Raw genomic sequence first — 20,604 nt, forward strand, 5'->3', positions numbered from 1 at the left:
AGGATGAGAAGGGTAGGCTAGAGGAGCAGATTAAAGATAAGAGAGATGAGAGAGAAGCTTTGGAAAAGAAGGGTAGTGATCTTAAGGGAACTCAGGAGCAATTAGACAAAGGTCAAGATAAGTTGGATGCGCAAAGAGATATGGTTAAGGAAAGGTTACAGGAGGATATTGATAATAAAAATAAGGACAAGGATTTACCAAAGCCAGGAGATATGGGTTTTCCTAAGGTGGATGAGAGGGATAATGAACGGCAAGAGAGTGTGATAGATAGTAATAGGGAGAATGGGAATGCTACGGGAACATCATTAGATCAGTCATCTGGTAGGAAATCTGATCATAAGTTTGTTTTTCTAGAAGTGCTTGACCCGAGTACGAATTTGGGGGTATTGCAGTTTGTTGATTCTGATGGGAATAAGTTAAAGGAGGCCTCTCAGCATGGAATTAGGCGGTATGGGGTTTATGAGAGGGCAGATGATTTAGTGGTGATAAAGCTCTGTTCGGGTATTGCAAAGCTTCAGCTGATTAATAAGGCAGATGATTTAAAAGTTAAATCTGAGTCACAATTTGAGTTAAGTAGGGATTCTTCACTTTTTGTTGATGCAAAAATGATTCTGGTAGTCGTTAAAGACAATAATGTTTGGAAATTAGCAAAGTTTTCCTCAAAGGATTTAAGTGATTTCATACTTTCAGAAGATGAAGTCTTGCCATTTACAAGCTTTACTGTTAGTAACGAATTTGTTTATTTGCAAGACGCAACTGGGAAGGTCGCAATCCTGGACATAAAAACTCTGAAAAGAGTTCCCTAGCCTTGCCAAAATACGAAAAAGAGGTGTGTGCGCTGGATGAGTAAAGATCGGGACGGTGGGATTCGAACTCACGATCCCCTGCTCCCAAAGCAGGTGCCTTAGCCACTAGGCCACGTCCCGGCAGCACGCGCCAATTAGGACTCGAACCTAAAACCTACAGATTAGAAGTCTGTTGCTCTATCCAATTGAGCTATTAGCGCTTTTAAACTAAGGTTGAGTATATCATGTTAGAAAATCCCTGTCAATAAAGTGTTTATTGCTTAATATTCTATATTTTTTATAATTTTTCTATGCTTGATGTTGATTTAATTGTAAATGAGACTTTATCTAGATATCCGGATGTTAAGCCTTTTCTAAATTTTAAAAATAATTACGAGCTTTTAGTGATGGTGATTTTAAGTGCAAGAACAACAGATAATATGGTTAATAAAATTGCGCCTAGTCTTTTTAAAAGGTACGGAAGTTTTCAGAGATTGGCTAATGCTAATTTAATGGAAGTTGAGAAATTAATTTATAGCTTGGGGTTTTATACAAACAAATCTAGGAACATCATAAATTGTGCACGGATTCTTTTAAAGAATTTTAAAGGTGTAATTCCGGATAATATTTTAGATCTTGTATCTCTTCCAGGAGTGGGTAGGAAGACAGCTAATGTTATTCTTGGAGTTGTTTATAACCAGCCTGCAATAATTGTAGATACTCATTTTAGCAGGGTTGTCACAAGACACAGAATTACCCTTGAGAAAACCCCCCTAAAAATTGAATTAGATTTAAAGAATAAAATACCGTCTGATAAACAATACAGATTCTCCATGGCCATCAACAAACACGGAAGAGATATCTGTACGTCTCGTGCTAAAGATTGCAGAAATTGTTTCCTAGAAGAGTTTTCACCAAGACTTTTTTAATCTTACGATGAAATGAAATATTTCACGTGTTTTTTAAGTTTAAAGCTTATTAAAGCTAGAATTATGTTAATTGTTAGCAGTACTAATAAGGGGTTTCCCCATACCCAAAAGTATTCTCTTCCCATTTCCATATAGCTTAAAAGTTCTCCAAGGCTTGGATAAAATCTTCTATTTTCTTTTTGTAAATAGTTTACTATCTCGAATGTAGTTAAGCTTTTCGATATTTGTAGAGGAATGATTGATGATATTGACGAGAAAATCTCTGGGAATATATGGTTTATTGTCAGTCTAAGGTTACCCGCTCCCATAGTCCGACTTGCTTTAACGTAGTCGAGGTTTTTTATTACTATGGTACTGTTCCTTGTCAAAAATGAGAACGGAATCCATCCGTGTATTAAAGCCAAGACAACAGCTACCTCCAATATATTGTAATTTTTTTGTTTTGCAAAATGGTAGAAAATTAATATCAGTATGTAAGAAAACGGCACCGTTTGTAGTGCTTCTATTAATTTCGATATTAGTATGCAAGTCTTAAATTTAAAGCTTCCAATTATTATTCCTACAAAAATTCCAATTAAAGCTGAAATTGTCGCATAGCTAAACGCAAGCAAAATAGAATTTCTAGTGGCGAGTATTAGCCTCGCCATTATATCTCTTCCCATTTTATCCGTTCCTAAAGGGTTGTCAACAGTTGGAGGTTGAGGAAGCTTATTTATTGTTTCAACGTATACTCTATTTGGATCTTTTCTGTATATCGCAAGCCTTGAAGTATCGTTAATTAAGAACGGAAGTGCCATTAAAATTAAAAAAAAGACCCCCATTAATACAAGACATAATTTCTTAAATTTTTTCACTATTATTCTAGGTCTCCTCTGTAAGGATTGATTTTATATGCCAATATGTCACTTACTAAATTTGCTATAAGCATAATAAAAACCCCAACGAATATTAAGTCCTTGTAAATAACATAATCATTACTTTTGATGGAATTAATTGTCAGAGAACCTACTCCATCGATTCCAAACATTGTTTCAATCATAGATGTACCAAAGAAAGTTGTTGCAAGGGTAGACCTGAGGTTGGTAACTATTGGGATTAATGAGGGAGTTAATGCATGACGTAGTATTACTTTTATTCTTTTAAGTCCTTTTGATTTTGCAGTTGTTATGTAGCACTCAGCCAGATTTTTGTGTAGGGCTTGCTTGAAAATAACTGCGTTAAACAGGAAAAATGAAAAAAACCATCCAAAACCACCCATTATTGAATTTTTTGGATCCATGTTGAAATAATAGAGCGTGGAAATTATTAGCATTATAACCAGGTTCCGTGGCAGCGAATTTAGAAATAACATTATGTAATCCAAAACGTTATTCAGACTGTTATTTTTTACAACTAGAGTCCAAGCGATAACAAAAGAGACAGCAATTATGTAGGCGAATGTGATGCCTGGAATCGACAGCTTTAATGTGTTTTTTATTTTGCTGAAAATTACGTTTATTGTCGGACTGCCTTTCGTTAGTGGCGAGTAACGAGGCTCCCCCCATATTAATCCCTTATACTTTGTTTTGTATACCATGTATGAATTTCCTGCAATTTGTTTAGCAAAGCAACTTTTGTCCAAAGCTAAGTTGGGATCAAAATCATAAACTACCTTGTAACTTACAATGCTTTTAAGCAATCCAACGTATTCTAGGTATTCCTTAAATACATTTTTTTGAACAAACGGAACGCCGGAGCTGTTACTCGAGAACATGTTTAACAATGACATACAAAAAAACGTCGATACAACAATATTGATCGCTGTAAGTAATACATTTTTTAAAATAAACGCAGCTATAAGGTCGACCTTCCTTTGTTAAGAATATTGAGTGTTTCTAGGTAGCTTAACACAAAATAAAAAATGAGAGATATCACTACTGAGATTAGGTAAAAATTTTTCTCTACATTACTGTTCCTAGGTGTTTTTTGTAAATACAAAATGCTCCCTTGGCTGTAACTATCAACATCATTCAAATTTTTTATTACTACTGAATTCCTAGGATAGTATCCAATTTTACTTGCTTCTCTTAAGATTGCAGGTTTGGATATTTGCAGATTAATGTACTTCGCCTTTAAAGTTTTCTGTATTTCTTTCAACGATGCGATATGGTCTCTCATCAAGACTGAACTATTGTGTAGTTCTTTATAGCTAACAATCCCTCTCTCTCCGAAGATCGGAGTGATCATGAAATACCCTACCAGTCCCACATACACCGACAGTACAATTTTTTTCACCAAAAACATATTACCTTGTAATTGTATTTCTAATATACTATATTTACAAGTATGTGGGCTTTTGCTGTGGGCCTGTAGATTGCCCAATTTGTATTAAGTAAGATTTGGAGAATGAGTTTGAATATGGAAGGTTGCGTAGGTGCTTTTTTCGTTAAGGAAGGACCTAGAGAAGTCGATTTTGATATGGAGCGTGTATTTTTACATTCTTCGGGTGTTGGTAGGGGCGCTCTACATTCTGATGGGATTAAAGAGCTTCTGGATGAGAAGTTACTAAAATTAGATGATTCTTTAAAAGAGAGACATGTTGAGCTGGTTAATTATTTAAGGGAGGTTGATGTTCGTATTTCAAGGGTTGAGAATGAAATACGACATGGTTTGGAGTCTTCTCAAGATTCTGGAAGATCTAGATTAAGTTTCTTTGAAGGCGCGGCTCCCCTTGCTCAGTCTAGTGACAAAGCGGAGAGTGAACTTAGTGAATTTCTTTTAAGAAAAGAGAGTAATTTGCCCAATATTGCAATTGATCAGGAAGAGTTGGATGCTTTACTTGAGGGCTTGAATGATATTACAAAGGATAGTAATGAGATTTTAAGTGGTAGTGATTTAGGGAAAGATTTGAATGAGGATGTTTCTGTTGGAGAGCTTTCTAATATGGAATTTGATGAGTCGAGCGTGGAGGCTGAGTGCAATGGGTCTTTGAAGGAGGAAAGTGACTTCGGGAATAATCAGGAAAGCGAAGAGAGCACAGAACCCCTGGATATTAATTTTGACTCAAGAAATGAAGAGAACTTGCTAGAAGAAGCTTCTTCTTTTGTTTTACCTAGTGTCTCTGAGAGTAATGATAGTAGGTTTGGTGAGGAGACTGGTGACAATGTTGGTTACCTTGGTAGTTTGGGGGTTGTTGAGAATCAAGAGGGCGATGTTAAGGATCTTGATTTTTATCTAAATGAGAGCTTGAAAGAAGATGAAGTAGCATTTCCTGAGAAAGATTTGAAGCTTTTGGGTAACGAGGAACATGAGGGAGGAGAAAGGGAGTGTAATCCTGCTGGGGTTTCTGTTGATTTAGAGGGCGGTATAAATGATTGTGAATCGATTTTGAATGGAGAATGTGAAAATGTTTCTGGGCAAAAACAGAAAGGTGGAGTTTTTTCTGATTTTAAGGAACTTGACGATTTTGAAGATGTTTTAAAAACAGATTTAGATTGTTCAAATTTGCAGAATTGTATTGGAGATTTTGAGGAAGGGAACCTTTACAACAGTCGGTTGGAGAATTTGGGGGAGAGATTGGGACAGAATGAAGAATTGGATTTACATCCTAATATACAAACTAGGGGCGGGTTAGGGGATGATTCATCCAGTTTTAGTTTCACCGAAGTTGAGAAGGTTATAAACAAATTTGATGATGATGCTTATTTAAGCAAACTTGAGTTAAGCTCAGAGGAAAGGTCAGTTTTAATTAAGTTTATTGATAAACTGGAGGGGGATCTTGCTGTTGACTCTAGGAAGGGTGGTAATTTTAAGAGTAGGCGAGAGTATGAGATTTTGCAAAAGATTAAGCGTTTGTTGGTAAGAGAGTAAAATTATTTGTTTAATAAGGTACTGCCTTTTATTTTTCATTACTGCAGTCTTGTTTTTGTTTTTGGTCTTTTTTTATTTCGTTAGCAAGTTTGTAAGCCAGATAGATTTTGATCTTGCTTATTTAGTAGATGATGTTAAAACTTACAATGTGGAGTTTTTCAGAGGTCTGGATTTGGAACAGTATTTCGATAAGACTTTGGGAGAACATGATTTGGTTAGTTCTTATTATTTGTTCTCTTCAGTTAATGGAATTTTAGTTTATAAAACAAAAGATGACTTAATTTATAAATCCTCAGATGAAGCGGAGCCAGTGCTTTTGAAGAACGGTGTTTTTATAAAAAAATTTAATGCTACCTTTGAATTGGGTAATGAATTAATTGATTTAGTTGTGTATTACAATATCCTACCAAGGGGCAGGATATTATATGTTTTAAACTCTTATCTTGTTCTAATGTCTCTTCTTTATCTGTATTTTGCTCTTTTTGTCCTATATCGCATACATCAGAATATTAATGGTGATGTTCATGGTCATCATGTGTATGATCCTCACTAAAGTGAATATCGTTTATCTTTATGTTTTTTTCTAAATTAAATACATCGAAGAAAGCCCATTTATTGGTGATGTAGTAATACTCATCGTTGTCTTTCTTAAGTAGAATGTCCTTGTCTTTTTCATCTTTACTAAAGTAAACATCGATGTTGTTTACGCTTTTGTTGCTCCATATGATTTCAATGTTGTATTGGAGTTTATGTTCCTTGATTTTATTTTTATCTATTTCAAATCCATCTGTTGTAAATTCTTTGATCATCTGCAATGGTTTTTCTTTTTTTAAATGCTCCTCGTTTAAAAAATAAAGTTCATCTTTTTTATATAAATTATAATTACTTTGTATTGCATCTTCTTCATCTTTGTTTGGTTTATTAAATATTACCAGAGATAATTTTTCCAGTTTTGAGTTTTCTTCTCTGAAAAGTTTGGTATTTGCAAACGTATTGTAAGAATTACCTTTGTATGATAAGAAAATATTATTGGTTAAGTATACATTATCATCACTTCTTTTTATGTAGGATAATCTTGAATCCCCTTCTCCTGAGTTTCCAATAAATATCTCTGTTATCAAGTTATTTTTGTCATCAAAAAATTTAAAATCTGGATTTTCTTTAATACCTAGTTCTTTATGTTTTTTGGGATCTCTGCTCACAAGTTTGTTTTTTTGTAAATTCTTTAGAGCTTGGATCATAGAGGTTACTCTTTTCTCATCAATTGGAAGATTGACATCATTATATTTAAGTTCCCATCCTTTTTCTGTTTTTGTAAGATTACCCTCAAGCTCTGTCTCAATTTTTGCAATTTGATTAAAGTCAATTTCAACTAATTTTTCTTGTAAAATTCTTGTAACCTTATTTTTATTTGAAAATACTATCCCTAACAAGGATGAAGATAGTAGTATAAAAATCATCGCTATCTTCATGTACTCTTTCTTTCCTAACAATGTTCCTTTCTTCTCCATAAAATGCTCCTTTAGTAGTTAGTTCTTCTTTTTTGGGTGAATCTGATAATTCCAAATATTATTACTGCTCCCGGCAATAGTAATAAATTTACGATTATTAGCAAAAATTTTGCATTTATCATTTCTTGTGAAGAACTTACAAATTTTAGTTTAGAGCGTACTTCTCTTGATTTAATGCTAAAAAATGCTTCCTTTTGCATTAAATAATCTGAAATTCGTCCAGCAAGTTCAAAGTTTGAAGGTGAACCATTATACATATAATCACTAAACACCATACTTGAGCCTAGAAAAATTATCTTTGAATTTTCGGATTTTTTGTCATTAAAAAAACTTTTAATTTGTCCTTCAATATAATATCCAAGAATCTTTTGTGTATCTTCTTTGTCAAAAGTTTTTGGAACATCAAATGAATGCATCGCTATGCTTGAAATATTTTCATCTTTAACTTGCCAAGATTCTTTGGAGCTTGCAAATAGAGGTAAGTACTTTATGTCGCTCTCTTTGTTTTCTAAAAGTTCTAGTGAATTACTCCAAGGAATTAAAGCATCATAGAAATTTTTAAATAAAGGATTTTTGGGATCGATAATGCTACTTTTATCGATTAATATCCACGGATGATAAATTTGAAAATATCCCCCCAAGAAAAGATTTGGAGCTCTTTTGTCAAGTATAATATTTTCATTGTATTTAACCCCATAATTTTCAATCAGATTGAAAAGTGGAGATTTAAGGGGAGCCGTTGCGTACGGATTTTGAGGATTATAATCAATTTTACTTGTAGCAAATAATACTTTTCCGTTATTTACAATAAATTCGTCAATTTTTTTCATCAATTCATTGTTTATTTCCTTAGCACCAATTACAAATAAGCCGTTAATATCCTTTAGTTGCTCCTTATTAAGATCTATTTCTTGAATATCGGTTTTGAAAGCTTTCTTCATTATCTCTGTGAAGCTTTTATGTGTTTCTTTTAATGTTGTATCCCCAAAAACAAGCCCTAGAACTTTTTTTGTGTTGTTGATTAATTTGTCTAGACTACTTGCAAGTTCATACTCTAGATTTCCAATCTCAGTAACAATAGGTAGTACCTCTCGTTTTCCTTCGTAAATTACTTCGATTCCTGAATATATTTTAAGTATAGAGAGTTGATTGATATCTCTGAGGTCAATTTGTTGGGATGGAATTCCGATTTGTTCCAAAGGAGAAGATACCTTATCAGCGTCGATTTCCCTGTAAATTACTTGTCCGTTTGAGGCATCAGAAAAACTCGTCAGGAAATTTTTTATTTGATCTGGAAATGCAAAATAATTACCAAGACTTGAGGAATTATAGTAAGTAATGTATATTTTTTCGTTTGCATTGGAAAACAAATCTTTTGTAACCGAAGAAATTGTGAAAGCTTTATTTTTGGTAAGGTCTATCTTGAAAACGAAAATAGATATGTTGCAAAGAACTAAAAATATTATTCCAAGGTTTAAAATTAGATTTATAATTTCATTATTTTTATTTTTCATAAGTAATTATCTCCATTTTTTCAATCTTATGCTATATGAAGTTAATATGAGGAATGTAACTGAAAATGTAATGAAATAAATAAGATCTGATAGGTTTAGTATTCCCATATTAAAGTAACTAAAGTGGTTAGCAATTGAGATAAAGTTAAGCATTTCTCCAAATATATTTTCTTTGCCAAATATCATTACTAGCTTTCCTGAAAATATTATCAACACTAGAATGAACACGGTTAGTACATACGATACTATTTGACTTTTAGTAATGGAGGATATGAATACTCCCATACTAAGAACGGAATAAGAATAGAGGATTATTCCTAAATATTGCAGAAATACTATGCCAAGGTCAAACTCCCCCATAAAAACGGTCATTACCGTTAGGGGTAGTGTTAAAGCGAAAAGTATTAATGTAAATATTTTAAGTGTAATGAATTTTCCAATTACTATTTCTTGTGGACTTATCGGGAGTGCATAAAGTAGTTCAATGCTTCCTGTTTTGTGTTCTTCTGAAAAAACTCCCATGCTAAGTGCTGGCAAGACTAACATTAAGATAATGGGCATTGACGAAAAGTAAGATACTAACGAGGCATTATCCTTGATGAAAAATCCTGAGAAAAATATAAAAGAAAAGTTTATAAATATTAAGAAAAATAGAATTACAACATATGCGGTTGGTGTTCCGAATAAAACTTTCAATTCTTTTTTTGATAAAGCCAAGGATTGCCTTAAGTTCATTTTCATTATGCTATCTCCTTTGTAAGTTTGCTAAAGATTTTTTCCAAGCTTTCATGTTTTGGAATCATTGCCTTTAATAAGACGCCCTTACTTACTATATAATTAAACAGCTCTCTTTCCGTTTTATCAGGAGCAAGTTTCAATGAAATATTGATTTCGTTTTCATATTCTTCTGCTTTTATTAATGTGAATATATCGTTATTGGTAAAATGTTCTTTAGTTAGTTCAGAATCTTTATAGACAACTAGCTCTAGCTCAGTTTCTTTGAGTCTGTTTTTAACTATGTTTTCTTTAGTGTCATCAGCAATAATTTCTCCTTTATTAATAATGATTATTCTCTTACAGATAGACTCCACTTCACTTAAAATATGAGAGGAAAAGAGTATTGTACTAGTCTTTTCCAGTTCTTTCAAAAAATCTTTAAATTCTATAATTTGATTTGGGTCAAGTCCATTTGTAGGCTCATCAAGTATTACAAGCTTGGGATTATTTAATAAAGCCCCAGCTATTCCTACTCTTTGCTTAAATCCTTTTGATAGATTAGATATTAATTTATTTTTAACACTGTTGAGTTTAAAAACGCTCATGGCTTTCTCTATTTCCTTTTTAGGAGATTGAATACATTTGATTTCTGAGATGAAGTTTAAATATTCGTTAACAGATAGTTCGGGATAAAGAGCTAGTTTTTCAGGCACGTATCCTATGTTTTGAAGTATTTCTGTTGGATTCTCTGTGATATCTCTTTCAAAGATTTCTACATATCCCTTGCTGGGGTAGTGAAACGATGTTAAAATTTTGATCAATGTCGATTTACCTGCCCCATTTGGTCCAAGTATGCCAAGCACCTCTCCTTCGTTAACCTTAAAGCTAACATTAAAGAGGGCTGTAAATGAACCGTATATTTTAGTGACATTTTTTACGTTTATCATATACTTCTCCTTAGATACTAATATTTTATAATAAACTTATTTTTATTTGCTTCAAGTCTCATTCCATCTTTTGTTAAAAATATTTCTCCGTTCGGGTATTCTTGTCTCGCTTCGTTTAGTAATTCACATAAGTCTTTGTTTAGTGTGTATCTTTCACTAAAATGAATGAGACCTGTTTGACTAACTCCTGCTCTTCTTGCAATTGCTGCCGCTGATTGTGCAGTTAAGTGCAATTTCTTTTCGGCTTCTTTTTTTAATTCATCTTTAAATGTACTCTCAATTATAACCAGATTAAAGTTTTTAATATGCGAGATTAAATCTTCAAAATAGCCTGTGTCTGTAATGTATGCGAACTTTAAACCTTTCTGGGGTTCTCCTAAAACATCAGAGGGAAGTATTTTCTTCCCATCAAGTACAATCTCATGTCCATCCTGTAATTTTTTTCTAATGTGTTCCTTGGGTATATTAAGGGTCTCTGCCTTTTGGTTGTCAAATTTTCCAGGCCTATCTTTCTCTATAAACAGATATCCGACACAATCTACAGAATGTCTTAATTTTCTGTATTCAATTATCTTTCTTTTATCTTCATACAGAACCTCTTCTGTTTTATTGATTATAATTTCTTGATACAAGATCTCATAATTTTTATGTACTTTTAAAAGTTCAATATTTGTTTCTAAATACCTTTTAATTCCAACGGGTCCAATAATAGTTAGAGGTTCTTTTCTTGTTTCTCCACTTTGTGCCATAAGCATTACCATTCCAAGTAATCCTGTGATGTGGTCAGCATGCAAGTGTGTGATGCAGATGACTTTAATTTTTTGCCATGATATCTTTTGTTTTCTGAGAGACATTTGTGTAGCTTCCCCACAATCAAAGAGAAAATTATCCCCATAGTATTCTACTAGTACAGAAGTTAAATATCTGTTATGTAGTGGTCTTGTTCCCCCAGTGCCGAGAATGTTAATATTGAAACTCAAAAATATTCTCCCAGTTCTTTTTTCTTTTTTGCTGTCTTTAAGGCAAAAGGACCAGCCTGCAATTTTACCTTAAAAATGAACGGGCGATTTGCACAAGTGGCATGGCCTTTTTTACCATTTTGGATTCTAATAGCAGATACTCCTTGTTATCTTAGCGAAAATATCTATCCCATAAAACACAGACAAGCACTGCTCCGGTGTTGAAAATTTAGTTTATTTTTCACTTAAGCATTATATTATTTTTTTCTAAATTTAGATATATTGCAAAAAAATTGTTTGTTTCTTTATAAAAATTTGCATATCTGTAAATATCATAATGAGAAGGAAGGTTAGATTTTTTTTCAATGTAATCTATAATACTTTGAGATAGATAAGGTGCCATTGATATACCTCTTGTTCCTAGTCCGTTTAGTATGAATATGTTTCTGTATTTTGGGTGCTCGCCAAGGAAAGGTTCTCTGTCAAGGGTAGAGGGTCTTACATGTGCTTTATGTTGTATGATGCTGTAGCTTAAGTTTGTAATTTTTTTAAGTTTAGCTATAAGTTCTTCTTTTGCCCACTCGTTTGTGCTTGTGTCTAAATTTTTCCATTCATAAGTACCGCCAAGGTAGAATTTATTGTTTTTTAAAGGTATTAATGATATGTGTCTGTTGTAAGTTTCTCTAAGATTTAATCCTTTAATTTCCAATATTAGCATCTCTCCTTTTGCTGGTCTGAATGGGAGATATGAAAAAAGATTTGTAGTTATTTCTTTATACCCTCTTGTAAAGATTAATTTTTTGAATTTAAATGCTTTGATTTTAAAAGATTGTTCACTTATTTGAATTGTATTTTCATTGATTTCTGCTTTGATGTATGCATTGTTTTTGATAAAATACTCCCTAATGGTTTCTATGTATGAAGTTGTATTGACTACGGCTCCCTTAGTTAGCATCCCTCCATCATTATCAGAAGAAAAATCGTAAATTTTTCCTCCTTTTATTGATAGTATGAAATTTTGTATATTCTTATCTTTTTTCATCTTAAGAAGAATTTCTTCTTTCTGTGTTTTTGTAGTAAATGGTCTGAAAATGGGTTTTTCTTCTAAAAAAGAACAGTTAACGTTTTTTTCAATATCCTTGTAATATTGAATTGAGAATTCGAAAATTTCAGGCTCTTTCCAAGCAGTATTCATTTTTCTTCCCATAATAGGGTTAATAAGTCCTCCCGCTACAGTTGTTGCCTTTTCGTTTTCGTTATCAAATAAAATTACACTTTTTTTCCTTTTAATTAGTTCGTAAGTTAAAGTACTACCAGCAATACCCCCACCAATGACTGCAAATTCAAATTCCATTAATAATACTACCGGTAATGAAGGTGACATTGATTATTCTTAGTAATACTTTTGCAACCCCAGAGGGTGCCTTTTTAGATGAATAATACACGAAATGGTTTTCGTCATAATACGAGTAATACACAATGTTTGAGGTTAGGTCAATTTTGATGTTTGGGGTTTTAAGATTTTGTTTTAAGAATTTTGTTTCAAATTTCATTGTTACTAGGCTGTTTATTTTTAAATTTTTATAAAATTTTCTATCGTTGAAATTTTTTAGAGTGCCTTCTTTAAAGGTTGATGTTTTATTTATTAGAGCATCAATCTCATTATTTATGTTTAACTCTGTATGGTCTTTTTGAATAATTTTTGACTTTTTAGACATTTTAAAACCCTTTGTTTTAAATTATAATATGTATCATTACATTTATTAGAAGGGTAGGAGTATGGAATGTAAAGATCTTAAGGCTCAAACGGAATTGCATCGGGCATTGGAGTTTTCATTAAAGAGTAGAGCAATAGTCATCACAGGAGAGATTAATAAGGATACTTCGAAGTTATTTCAGGAGAAGATATTGTTTTTAGAAGCATCAGACTACGCGAAGCCTATATTTGTCTATATTGACTCAGAGGGTGGTGATATTGACGCTGGGTTTGCTATTTTTAATATGATACGGTTTGTGAAACCTAAAGTTTTTACAATTGGAGTTGGGCTTGTGGCTAGTGCTGGTGCTTTGATATTCTTAGCTTCAGACTCAAAGAGTAGATTTTCTTTGCCACGTGCAAGATATCTGTTGCATCAGCCTTTAAGTGGTTTTAAAGGCGTCGCTACGGATATTGAGATTTATGCAAACGAACTTAATAAAATTAAGAGGGAGCTTAATGATATTATTGCAAAAGAAACAGGACAGAAGCTTTCTAGGGTAGAAAAGGATACTGATAGAGATTTTTGGTTAACTAGTGAAGATGCAATGAAATATGGTCTTGTCTTTAAGATTGTTGAAACTAGACTTGAACTTGAGAAATCTATTACTTAGTTTTCTGATTTTGTCTTGTAATTCATCGCAAACAGAATTTAGTATTTTGGAGTTTAGTGTTGCTAGTTTTGATCGAAATCTTGATTCTCTGAATTTGTTACTAGACACCGCCTACAATGTTTCTTTGTCGGATTTTGATTTAGTTATTGTTAAAAATTTAAATAGTCACAAGGAGTTGGATTTAATTAATAATAGAGTTTCGTTTGGAAACTTTAAAATGTCTCATTTTATTAGACAGAGTAATCGGTATTCCATTAGTGTTCTTGCTAAGGAATCGGTTAAGGTTAAAATTTTAGGTTTTGTTGAAGGGTCTTATGCGCAGAAACTAGGCGTTGTTGTTGATTTTATATTTAAAAATAATAGATATGGAATAGTTGTTTTTAATCTTAATGATGAGATAATAAACGATTTAGATATTTCTGGTTTTAATGGGCAAATAGCATACTTGAATTCTCAATATGAAAATTTGATTTTTATCCTAGATAGGGTGGAGCTTATTATGTTAGATACAATAGTTAGAAAAGGGTTTTTTAGTTTGGTTCAAGATTCAAAGGACCCTATGCCTATAATTAACAACGTTAATTATAGGATTTATTCTAATTTTACAGCTTATGTGTCTCTTCATTCTTTATTATATGTTCTTTTAAGCTTTTTAAATGATGAATCTTATTTAGACGGTTTTCCGAAAGGCATTGTTATTAAATAAACTTTAAAATTCTTGTGATTGACATGATAATTTGATTATTATATGATTACTAGCGTTGCCGAAGTGGTGGAAGTGGTAGACACACAGGACTTAAAATCCTGAGGGGGAAGCCCCGTACCGGTTCAAGTCCGGTCTTCGGTATAGATCACTTTGCCAGAAGTGCCTTCGCCTTTTATGTGTTCAGACATTTTGTTTATGTGAAGTCCTGCGATGAGCAGAATGGTGGGGATTATAAAGAATGAGAGGGAGGGGTTTAAGTTGAGCTTCGTAATGCTGAGTAGCATTTGTAGAACTGAACCTGATATTAAACCTGTTGACAGATAGAGGAATTTAATCAGATGCCTGTCTATTGCTTTTTTAACGAGTAGGGTTGTAATCCCTGCTCCTATTGCTGCGAATATACCGAATATTGTGCACAGCGTTGTATTAAAATCAGAGACAATAATTACGATTTCTTTATAGACCCCAAGATTTAACAGTAATAGCGAGCCTGAAATTCCCGGTAGGATTACAGCAGACCCGCTTATCATACCTGAGCTAGCAATCAGTAGGTAGTACTCTATCGATTTTTTGTCTTGATACTTGGATGTATCAAATGATAAATTATAGCTTTCCATGATCAGAAGAAACAACACAGAAAAAAAACCGCATAAGAATAGGAAGTATTTCGCAGTTTTGCCTTGATTATTGGATTCTCTCATTTTAATTTCTTTTTTTATGCTAAATACGCTTCCTGTAATTAATCCGATGAAAAACATCGTTAAACATGCCTCCCCAGTCTCTCCATCTAAGAGATAAATTTTCAATACTTTCGAAAGTACCACTATTGAGGTCAGCATACCAAAAGAAAGCACTACAAGAAAGGTTATATTCTCTTTCCCCTTTGTCCTAATGAGGTCTGAGCACGAATATATTATTCTATAATAAATTCCTAGAGTGAGTGCCAATGTTCCACCCGAGATTCCAGGTATTAAGTTGGCAATACCGATCAATAAACCCTTTATGTAAATGCTTAGCAACGCCCGTATATCTGATTTATTTAGCATTAAGTTATCTGCCTATCGTTCATCCCCTTCACCATTGATAGTATCATCTTCATGTCTTTTTTTTAATTTCTCTAAATTAGTAATTGCAATATCTTCAAGGGTTACCCCAAGATCAGCGCTTAAGTTTGAAATGTACCACAGCACATTACCAAGTTCTTTCTTAATAGATAGTAAATACTCATCATCAAGGACATAGTCCTTATCTCGAATCAGTTTTTTTATTTTTTCTATAACCTCGCCTGTTTCCTCTGCAAGTTCAAGTATCGTTAAGATTAATTCTTCCCTTTTGTTCTCGTATTCACCAATTTCCCTTGCTCGAATTTGATATTCATTCAACTCCGTAACATCACCCTTATATACATTTTTTAATGTTTTTAAATTAGTAATTGCAACATCTTCAAGGGTTATCCCGAGGTTACCACTTAAGCTTGAAATGTACCACAGCACATCACCGAGTTCTTTCTTAATAGATAGTAAATATCTATCATCAAGTACATAGTCTTTATCTCGAATCAATTTTTTCAGTTTCCCCACAACTTCGCCTGTCTCCCCCGCAAGACCAAGCGTCGTTAAGATCAGCTCTTCCTTCTTACTTCTATATCTAGCAGTCTTTTTTGCCTGTACTTGGTATTCGTTCAATTTCACAGTTAGGACAAGTCTAATACAGTTTTTTATTATTTACAAGTTTGCTCCATTGTATCTTTTTTTAAAAAACTTTACTATGTTTAGGCAGATGTATCATTGGAGTTTTGTATGTGAGTAGAGTCATTCTTGGGTTAGGAGTGGTTTTCTCCTTTCTACATTTTAATTGTCTTTATTCTTATCCTGAGATAAAAAATTTCTCAAATAAGGATCCTGTTTTTTTTGATCTTAGGTCAAAAGTTTCTAAATACAATAAGAGGGAAAATGTTCCCTTATTTATTTACTCGTATAGGGTAAAAAAGGGAGATACTTTTTTCAAGGTTGCAAATAAGGTAAATGGGTGGCAGGCTAGTATTGCTACGGTTAATTTACTGGATTCTCCTTCTTTAAGTGAGGGACAAGAAATTTTAATTCCTAGTAAGAAAGGCCTTTATATTCTTAATAATAAGAAGCACAGATTTAATAATTTACTTTTAGCTACAAGAGACTTAACGAAGGCAGAAAAGATAAAGGTTAAAAGAGACGATAAAATTTATGAATTTTATTTTTTCGATTCTACCCAGCAACCAGATTTGAGTTTTTTTTCAAACACAGAGATGCTTTTTTTTCTAAATTCTGATTTTATTTTTCCTTTAAAGAAATTTATTGTTACTTCTGATTTTGGTGTTAGGGCAGATCCCTTTACTGGTGTCGATAGCTTTCATACAGGCATAGATCTTGCGGCACCAATGGATTCCCTAGTCTTTTGCTCATCTTATGGTGTTGTAGTTGTAGTTGGCTATAATGATATTTATGGGAATTTTGTTGTTGTTGAGCATAAAAACAACATTAAGTCTCTTTATGGTCATCTTAATTCTTATGTTGTGCGTAGGGGAGATGTTTTAAAAACAGGAGATGTTATTGGTAGGGTAGGCCAGACGGGACGGTCAACAGGACCCCATCTACATTTTGAAATATTAAAGAAGGATACTCCAATCAATCCTGTTAAAATTTTAAAGTAGGCTATGTAAGCAATTTTAAATGTTATAAAAACATTACATTATTTAAGTTCTAAAAGGTTCATTTAGTTAATGTCGTAGTCTTCGTATTCTGTTATTTTGTTGTGAAGAGTTTTTCTTCCTATTTTAAGTATTTCGGCACATTTGCTTTTATTGTGTTTAGAATATAGGAGTGTTTGTTTAATGATTTCTCTTTCTGCTTCTTTTAAGCTTATGCCTATTGGTAATGTTATTTTTACTATTTGATTTGTGTTACTCTTAATCTTTGGTGGTAAGTCATCTTTTACAATTTGTTTGCCTTTAGAGAGTATTAGGGCACTTTCAAGTACATTTTTTAATTCTCTAATATTGCCTGGCCAATCGTATGCGTAAAGAGCTTTCATTGCATCGCCGGAGAGGCTTTTTTCTTCTCTATTGTTTTCATTAGCGACGCTTTTAATCAATATGTTTGTTAGATTTTGTATGTCATCTTTTCTCTCTCTTAAGGGTGGGATATTGATATTTATTATGTTTAGTCTATAAAATAAATCTTCCCTAAATCTGCCTTTCTTGATTTCTTCCTCAATATCTTTATTTGTTGCTGTTAACAGTCTGATGTCAACTTGCATGGTGGATTCTCCACCTACTCGTTCAAATGTTTTATTTTGAAGTACTCTTAACAGTTTCACTTGAACCTCAGGTGATGTTTCTACTATTTCATCCAAAAATATTGTTCCCTTATCGGCAAGTTCAAATCTACCTTTTTTTTGACAAATTGCACCTGTGAACGCTCCTTTTTCATGGCCAAAAAGTTCGCTTTCAAGTATACTCTCAGAAAGAGCTGCACAATTTACTTTAATGAAAGGTTTATCATTTCTATTTGATAGGTCAAAAATGGCGTCTGCTATTACTTCTTTCCCAACTCCGCTTTCCCCCGTAATTAGAACAGACGCCTTTGATTTAGCAATTTTTTTGACTAATTCTAACGTTTTTTGCATAACAAGAGATTTACCAAGTATACGCTCGTAGTAGTTTAAATCCTTTCTGACAATAATACTTTCTGAGGATATACTTTCATGAATTTTATCATGTCGGTCATTTAAGGCTCTCTTTATTACGAGTAATAGCCTTTCAAGGTCAACCGGCTTTGTTAAAAAATCATAAGCACCTTCTCTCATAGCATCAACTGCTGAATCAACTGTTCCGTGTGCTGTAAGGATAATGAAAGGTATGTCTGAGTTTTTATCTTTTGCGATTTTTAATAATTGCTCTCCTGATAAATGAGGCATTCTAAGGTCGGATATCACAGCATCAATTTTTTCATTTTCAATTGTTTCAAGTGCTTCTTCTCCGTCACTAGCAGTAAATACAAAAAAACCCTCCTCTTCCAGATAGGTTGCTATTCCTTCCCGTATGTTTTTTTCATCGTCCGCTACAAGTACCTTACTCATTTTCTAAATATCCTTCAATTAAAATTTTGTCTGTGTTCAATTTTGGAAGAGTGATTGTAAAAGTTGTTCCTTTCATGTTCTTGCTCTCTACGAAAATTTCACCTCCGTGTTCTTTTACTATTTTATAAGAAATAGTAAGCCCTATGCCACTTCCCTTCTCTTTTGTGCTAAATTGTGGCTTAAATATTTCATCTTTTGTTTCATCTTTAATGCCGTCTCCATTGTCTTTTATTATGATATATATTTTATCTTTACTCTCTTGGATAGAAATATCTATTTTTTTCATTCTTTTATTTGATTCAATTAGAGCTTCTTCTGCGTTTTTTATTATGTTGATTATGACTTGCCTTAAAAGTTTTTCGTCAACCAAAACAGGGCTTACTTTTTTAGGATGAAGAAGTAGCTTAATGTCTTTGTTCTCTAACTCTGGATTTAGCAAATTATATACACTCTCCACGATGTCATTGATATTTCTCTTTTCAGCCATTATCTTAATAGGTCTTACTGTTAACAGAAAATCTGTTACAGTTTTATCCATCCTGTTTATTTCTTCTTTTATTATTCTAAAGTAATTATTTGCTTTAGTGCTTTTAAGCTCTTGCCTGTCTATCTCTTTCTTAAGTAGCTGTAAATTTATGTCAATTGCTCCCAGCGGGTTTTTAATCTCGTGTGCGATATTTCTTGCATGTCTTGTAAAGGCAGCTAGAGCTTCTGCTCTTCTGAAAAGTTCTTCTTTGTGTTTTTTATCTTTAATGTCCTCGATTAGAATAATGTTCCCCTCAAGCCTTTGGTCTTTAACATACGGCATAAATGATATTTTAATGAACATATTCGTTGAAATTTGAAATTCATACCCTATTATTTTGTCTTCATTTATGGTTAATTCTTCTATTAAGTTCGTTAGGGTTGGAATCTGAATATCGCTAAGGGTTTCTAGTTTAGTCTCAGGATTTAGAGTCAATATTTGGAATAGCATTTTATTTAGATAAATTATGTTGTTAAGTTTATCAAGCACAAGAATGCCTTCATTAATGGATGCAAAAATTCCATCATATATTTCTATTTTCCTATATAGATCTTGGATAAACTTAAGTTTTTGTTCGCTTGATAGTTTATTTAACTTAGATAAGGCTTTTTTAAAAAATTTACTCATTAATCCTCATAAATTAACATCAGGTTTTCTATTATTCGTTTTCTGCTCTGATTATAAGGCATGTGTTTTAAAATATGTTTTAAGTGTTCTAGTCCTCTGAGATAGGTATTAATATCTAAATTTTGGTTTAAGAATTCATGTCTGAGTTGAGTAGAAAGTTCTTTTAGGAACAATTTAAATGTAAGTTCATCTTTTAAAAAATTAAATGTCTCAAGGTTAAATAATCCCTGTTTCTCTTTGATGACATTCAAAATTCTCTTTGCTTCTCCCTTTAGTGTCTCGCTTTCTTCTCTGTAAAATGAATTCAGGTACTCTTCGGTTGTAAGTTCGTCATTTTTATTAAAGATGGCTTTAAAGCTCTTAACCTCAAAATCCCTATTTCCTCCTCGGAAATTGTAGCATCTAAGTCTTGATAGTATTGTTTTAGGAATTTTATTTTTATTTCTTGAGGATAAAATCAAATAAATATTTGAGGGTGGTTCTTCTAATATCTTAAGAAGTGCATTGTAAACATTAAAGGATAAATTTTCGATTTCATTTATGTAGATTACTTTTGTTTTATTCTTTTCTGAAAATGCCCAAGCTCTAATCTTTCTAATCTCATTAACAGTAAGGTTGAAATTTATGTCTTTAATTATCTCTTCAATTTTTTTAATAAGTTCTTTTTTTGTAGCCTCCCCGTATTCGTTTTTATAGTAAATATAGTTGATAAAATTAACATTCTTTTCTATTTTTTTTAAGTTTTTATCACTGCTGAAATTGTATTTAGTGAAAAGGACATTCTTAACATATTTTAAGTATTGGTTTATAACTTCATTTGAATCTGCATTAAGATATGCCTTTGCTTCTACTGCATTAATGCTTGAGAATATTAGTAGATTGGGGTTTGTTAAATTCTGTGATTTTAATATTTTTTTTGCAAGCACAAAAGCACTTATTTTTTTGTGAGAGAATCTGTCTCCCAAAAAAAGAATCGCATTAGGGAGGGCGCCTTTTTCATATTCATTAAGTATTTCTTTAGTGATTTTGGGTACCATTTCCATATTTT

General features: G+C 32.6%; 22 protein-coding genes, 3 tRNA genes and 1 pseudogene. 8 read left to right on the plus strand and 18 right to left on the minus strand.

Features of this window, described 5'->3' with window-relative positions; genetic code table 11:
- Nucleotides 1-806 (plus strand): P83/100 family protein (locus tag QYZ68_RS03845; RefSeq protein WP_301384245.1); only part of this gene is annotated, 806 nt, incomplete at its 5' end.
- 47 nt (nucleotides 807-853) lie between these two features.
- On the opposite strand, the gene QYZ68_RS03850 is transcribed toward QYZ68_RS03845, so the two are convergent.
- Together QYZ68_RS03850 and QYZ68_RS03855 are read right to left on the minus strand one after the other, a co-directional pair.
- Nucleotides 854-926, minus strand: a tRNA-Pro gene (locus QYZ68_RS03850).
- 6 nt (nucleotides 927-932) lie between these two features.
- Nucleotides 933-1,006: transfer RNA gene (locus QYZ68_RS03855), tRNA-Arg, on the minus strand.
- 90 nt (nucleotides 1,007-1,096) lie between these two features.
- Here QYZ68_RS03855 and QYZ68_RS03860 point away from each other — a divergent pair.
- Nucleotides 1,097-1,714 (plus strand): endonuclease III domain-containing protein, encoded by a 618-nt coding sequence (locus QYZ68_RS03860; RefSeq protein WP_301384246.1) that lies wholly within the window; start codon nucleotides 1,097-1,099, stop codon nucleotides 1,712-1,714.
- Nucleotides 1,715-1,716: 2 nt separating this feature from the next.
- On the opposite strand, the gene QYZ68_RS03865 is transcribed toward QYZ68_RS03860, so the two are convergent.
- Genes QYZ68_RS03865 through QYZ68_RS03875 form a run of 3 tightly spaced genes read right to left on the minus strand, consistent with a single transcriptional unit; the run spans nucleotide 1,717 to nucleotide 3,997 of the window.
- Nucleotides 1,717-2,535 (minus strand): ABC transporter permease subunit, encoded by an 819-nt coding sequence (locus tag QYZ68_RS03865; protein ID WP_301384448.1) that lies wholly within the window; start codon nucleotides 2,533-2,535, stop codon nucleotides 1,717-1,719.
- A 35-nt stretch (nucleotides 2,536-2,570) separates the two neighbouring features.
- Nucleotides 2,571-3,551 carry an ABC transporter permease subunit gene (locus tag QYZ68_RS03870; protein ID WP_301384450.1) on the minus strand — a complete coding sequence of 327 codons (981 nt, stop codon included), beginning with the start codon at nucleotides 3,549-3,551 and terminating at the stop codon, nucleotides 2,571-2,573.
- Nucleotides 3,548-3,997, minus strand: coding sequence for a septum formation initiator family protein (locus QYZ68_RS03875; RefSeq protein ID WP_301384247.1), 450 nt, complete (start codon nucleotides 3,995-3,997; stop codon nucleotides 3,548-3,550). Before QYZ68_RS03875 ends, QYZ68_RS03870 begins: the two co-directional genes overlap by 4 nt.
- Nucleotides 3,998-4,105: 108 nt before the next feature.
- On the opposite strand from QYZ68_RS03875, the gene QYZ68_RS03880 reads away from it, so the two are divergent.
- Both QYZ68_RS03880 and QYZ68_RS03885 read left to right on the plus strand, forming a co-directional pair.
- Nucleotides 4,106-5,563, plus strand: coding sequence for a hypothetical protein (locus QYZ68_RS03880; protein WP_301384248.1), 1,458 nt, complete (start codon nucleotides 4,106-4,108; stop codon nucleotides 5,561-5,563).
- A 55-nt stretch (nucleotides 5,564-5,618) separates the two neighbouring features.
- Nucleotides 5,619-6,116 (plus strand): hypothetical protein, encoded by a 498-nt coding sequence (locus tag QYZ68_RS03885; RefSeq protein ID WP_301384249.1) that lies wholly within the window; start codon nucleotides 5,619-5,621, stop codon nucleotides 6,114-6,116.
- Here the strand turns inward: QYZ68_RS03885 and QYZ68_RS03890 are convergent.
- The 7 genes from QYZ68_RS03890 to QYZ68_RS03920 form a co-directional block, all read right to left on the minus strand.
- On the minus strand, nucleotides 6,073-7,074 hold the full coding sequence (locus QYZ68_RS03890) for a DUF4340 domain-containing protein (protein WP_301384250.1): 1,002 nt from the start codon (nucleotides 7,072-7,074) through the stop codon (nucleotides 6,073-6,075). The two genes, QYZ68_RS03885 and QYZ68_RS03890, sit on opposite strands and share 44 nt — an antisense overlap.
- Nucleotides 7,075-7,085: 11 nt before the next feature.
- Nucleotides 7,086-8,588 carry a GldG family protein gene (locus QYZ68_RS03895; RefSeq protein ID WP_301384251.1) on the minus strand — a complete coding sequence of 501 codons (1,503 nt, stop codon included), beginning with the start codon at nucleotides 8,586-8,588 and terminating at the stop codon, nucleotides 7,086-7,088.
- Between the two features lie 6 nt (nucleotides 8,589-8,594).
- Complete coding sequence (locus QYZ68_RS03900; protein ID WP_301384252.1) at nucleotides 8,595-9,329, minus strand: ABC transporter permease; 735 nt, start codon at nucleotides 9,327-9,329, stop codon at nucleotides 8,595-8,597.
- Entirely contained in the window at nucleotides 9,329-10,252 is a 924-nt protein-coding gene (locus tag QYZ68_RS03905) for an ABC transporter ATP-binding protein (RefSeq protein WP_301384253.1), read from the minus strand. Before QYZ68_RS03905 ends, QYZ68_RS03900 begins: the two co-directional genes overlap by 1 nt.
- Nucleotides 10,253-10,269: 17 nt before the next feature.
- Nucleotides 10,270-11,232, minus strand: coding sequence for a ribonuclease Z (locus tag QYZ68_RS03910; RefSeq protein WP_301384254.1), 963 nt, complete (start codon nucleotides 11,230-11,232; stop codon nucleotides 10,270-10,272).
- 220 nt (nucleotides 11,233-11,452) lie between these two features.
- Complete coding sequence (locus QYZ68_RS03915) at nucleotides 11,453-12,565, minus strand: NAD(P)/FAD-dependent oxidoreductase (RefSeq protein WP_301384255.1); 1,113 nt, start codon at nucleotides 12,563-12,565, stop codon at nucleotides 11,453-11,455.
- On the minus strand, nucleotides 12,555-12,929 hold the full coding sequence (locus QYZ68_RS03920) for a hypothetical protein (protein ID WP_301384256.1): 375 nt from the start codon (nucleotides 12,927-12,929) through the stop codon (nucleotides 12,555-12,557). Before QYZ68_RS03920 ends, QYZ68_RS03915 begins: the two co-directional genes overlap by 11 nt.
- A 61-nt stretch (nucleotides 12,930-12,990) precedes the next feature.
- On the opposite strand from QYZ68_RS03920, the gene QYZ68_RS03925 reads away from it, so the two are divergent.
- The 3 genes from QYZ68_RS03925 (at nucleotide 12,991) to QYZ68_RS03935 (ending at nucleotide 14,428) form a co-directional block, all read left to right on the plus strand.
- On the plus strand, nucleotides 12,991-13,581 hold the full coding sequence (locus QYZ68_RS03925; RefSeq protein ID WP_301384257.1) for an ATP-dependent Clp protease proteolytic subunit: 591 nt from the start codon (nucleotides 12,991-12,993) through the stop codon (nucleotides 13,579-13,581).
- Entirely contained in the window at nucleotides 13,562-14,287 is a 726-nt protein-coding gene (locus QYZ68_RS03930) for a hypothetical protein (RefSeq protein ID WP_301384258.1), read from the plus strand. The genes QYZ68_RS03925 and QYZ68_RS03930 overlap by 20 nt, the downstream gene beginning before the upstream one ends.
- A gap of 57 nt (nucleotides 14,288-14,344) precedes the next feature.
- Nucleotides 14,345-14,428: transfer RNA gene (locus QYZ68_RS03935), tRNA-Leu, on the plus strand.
- Here QYZ68_RS03935 and QYZ68_RS03940 read toward each other — a convergent pair.
- The 3 genes and pseudogenes from QYZ68_RS03940 to QYZ68_RS03950 form a co-directional block, all read right to left on the minus strand.
- Nucleotides 14,410-15,279, minus strand: coding sequence for a DUF368 domain-containing protein (locus QYZ68_RS03940; RefSeq protein ID WP_301384259.1), 870 nt, complete (start codon nucleotides 15,277-15,279; stop codon nucleotides 14,410-14,412). The two genes, QYZ68_RS03935 and QYZ68_RS03940, sit on opposite strands and share 19 nt — an antisense overlap.
- Before the next feature lie 66 nt (nucleotides 15,280-15,345).
- Entirely contained in the window at nucleotides 15,346-15,720 is a 375-nt protein-coding gene (locus QYZ68_RS03945; protein ID WP_367317282.1) for a nucleoside triphosphate pyrophosphohydrolase family protein, read from the minus strand.
- Nucleotides 15,712-15,978: pseudogene (locus tag QYZ68_RS03950) on the minus strand (nucleoside triphosphate pyrophosphohydrolase family protein); the annotation flags it as partial. The pseudogene QYZ68_RS03950 and the gene QYZ68_RS03945, both read right to left, overlap by 9 nt.
- 110 nt (nucleotides 15,979-16,088) lie before the next feature.
- Here QYZ68_RS03950 and QYZ68_RS03955 point away from each other — a divergent pair.
- Nucleotides 16,089-16,976 carry a LysM peptidoglycan-binding domain-containing M23 family metallopeptidase gene (locus tag QYZ68_RS03955; RefSeq protein WP_301384260.1) on the plus strand — a complete coding sequence of 296 codons (888 nt, stop codon included), beginning with the start codon at nucleotides 16,089-16,091 and terminating at the stop codon, nucleotides 16,974-16,976.
- Nucleotides 16,977-17,038: 62 nt separating this feature from the next.
- Here QYZ68_RS03955 and QYZ68_RS03960 read toward each other — a convergent pair whose 3' ends face one another.
- The 3 genes from QYZ68_RS03960 to QYZ68_RS03970 are packed head-to-tail and all read right to left on the minus strand — an operon-like array spanning nucleotide 17,039 to nucleotide 20,599.
- Nucleotides 17,039-18,403, minus strand: a complete 1,365-nt coding sequence (locus QYZ68_RS03960) for a sigma-54-dependent transcriptional regulator (RefSeq protein ID WP_301384261.1) — start codon at nucleotides 18,401-18,403, stop codon at nucleotides 17,039-17,041.
- Nucleotides 18,396-19,556, minus strand: a complete 1,161-nt coding sequence (locus QYZ68_RS03965) for a two-component system sensor histidine kinase NtrB (protein ID WP_301384262.1) — start codon at nucleotides 19,554-19,556, stop codon at nucleotides 18,396-18,398. Before QYZ68_RS03965 ends, QYZ68_RS03960 begins: the two co-directional genes overlap by 8 nt.
- Complete coding sequence (locus tag QYZ68_RS03970) at nucleotides 19,556-20,599, minus strand: hypothetical protein (RefSeq protein ID WP_301384263.1); 1,044 nt, start codon at nucleotides 20,597-20,599, stop codon at nucleotides 19,556-19,558. The genes QYZ68_RS03965 and QYZ68_RS03970 overlap by 1 nt, the downstream gene beginning before the upstream one ends.
- Nucleotides 20,600-20,604 lie beyond the last annotated feature (5 nt).

The organism is Borrelia sp. P9F1, from assembly GCF_030436115.1.
GTDB lineage: Bacteria > Spirochaetota > Spirochaetia > Borreliales > Borreliaceae > Borrelia.

Coding starts and splice junctions, on each gene's coding strand:
- QYZ68_RS03895 (WP_301384251.1), bottom strand. CDS start 8,588: ATGAAAAATAAAAATAATGAAATTATAAATCTAATTTTAAACCTTGGA.
- QYZ68_RS03875 (WP_301384247.1), bottom strand. CDS start 3,997: ATGTTTTTGGTGAAAAAAATTGTACTGTCGGTGTATGTGGGACTGGTA.
- QYZ68_RS03925 (WP_301384257.1), top strand. CDS start 12,991: ATGGAATGTAAAGATCTTAAGGCTCAAACGGAATTGCATCGGGCATTG.
- QYZ68_RS03960 (WP_301384261.1), bottom strand. CDS start 18,403: ATGAGTAAGGTACTTGTAGCGGACGATGAAAAAAACATACGGGAAGGA.
- QYZ68_RS03965 (WP_301384262.1), bottom strand. CDS start 19,556: ATGAGTAAATTTTTTAAAAAAGCCTTATCTAAGTTAAATAAACTATCA.
- QYZ68_RS03970 (WP_301384263.1), bottom strand. CDS start 20,599: ATGGAAATGGTACCCAAAATCACTAAAGAAATACTTAATGAATATGAA.
- QYZ68_RS03905 (WP_301384253.1), bottom strand. CDS start 10,252: ATGATAAACGTAAAAAATGTCACTAAAATATACGGTTCATTTACAGCC.
- QYZ68_RS03860 (WP_301384246.1), top strand. CDS start 1,097: ATGCTTGATGTTGATTTAATTGTAAATGAGACTTTATCTAGATATCCG.
- QYZ68_RS03915 (WP_301384255.1), bottom strand. CDS start 12,565: ATGGAATTTGAATTTGCAGTCATTGGTGGGGGTATTGCTGGTAGTACT.
- QYZ68_RS03865 (WP_301384448.1), bottom strand. CDS start 2,535: ATGGGGGTCTTTTTTTTAATTTTAATGGCACTTCCGTTCTTAATTAAC.
- QYZ68_RS03920 (WP_301384256.1), bottom strand. CDS start 12,929: ATGTCTAAAAAGTCAAAAATTATTCAAAAAGACCATACAGAGTTAAAC.
- QYZ68_RS03890 (WP_301384250.1), bottom strand. CDS start 7,074: ATGGAGAAGAAAGGAACATTGTTAGGAAAGAAAGAGTACATGAAGATA.
- QYZ68_RS03900 (WP_301384252.1), bottom strand. CDS start 9,329: ATGAAAATGAACTTAAGGCAATCCTTGGCTTTATCAAAAAAAGAATTG.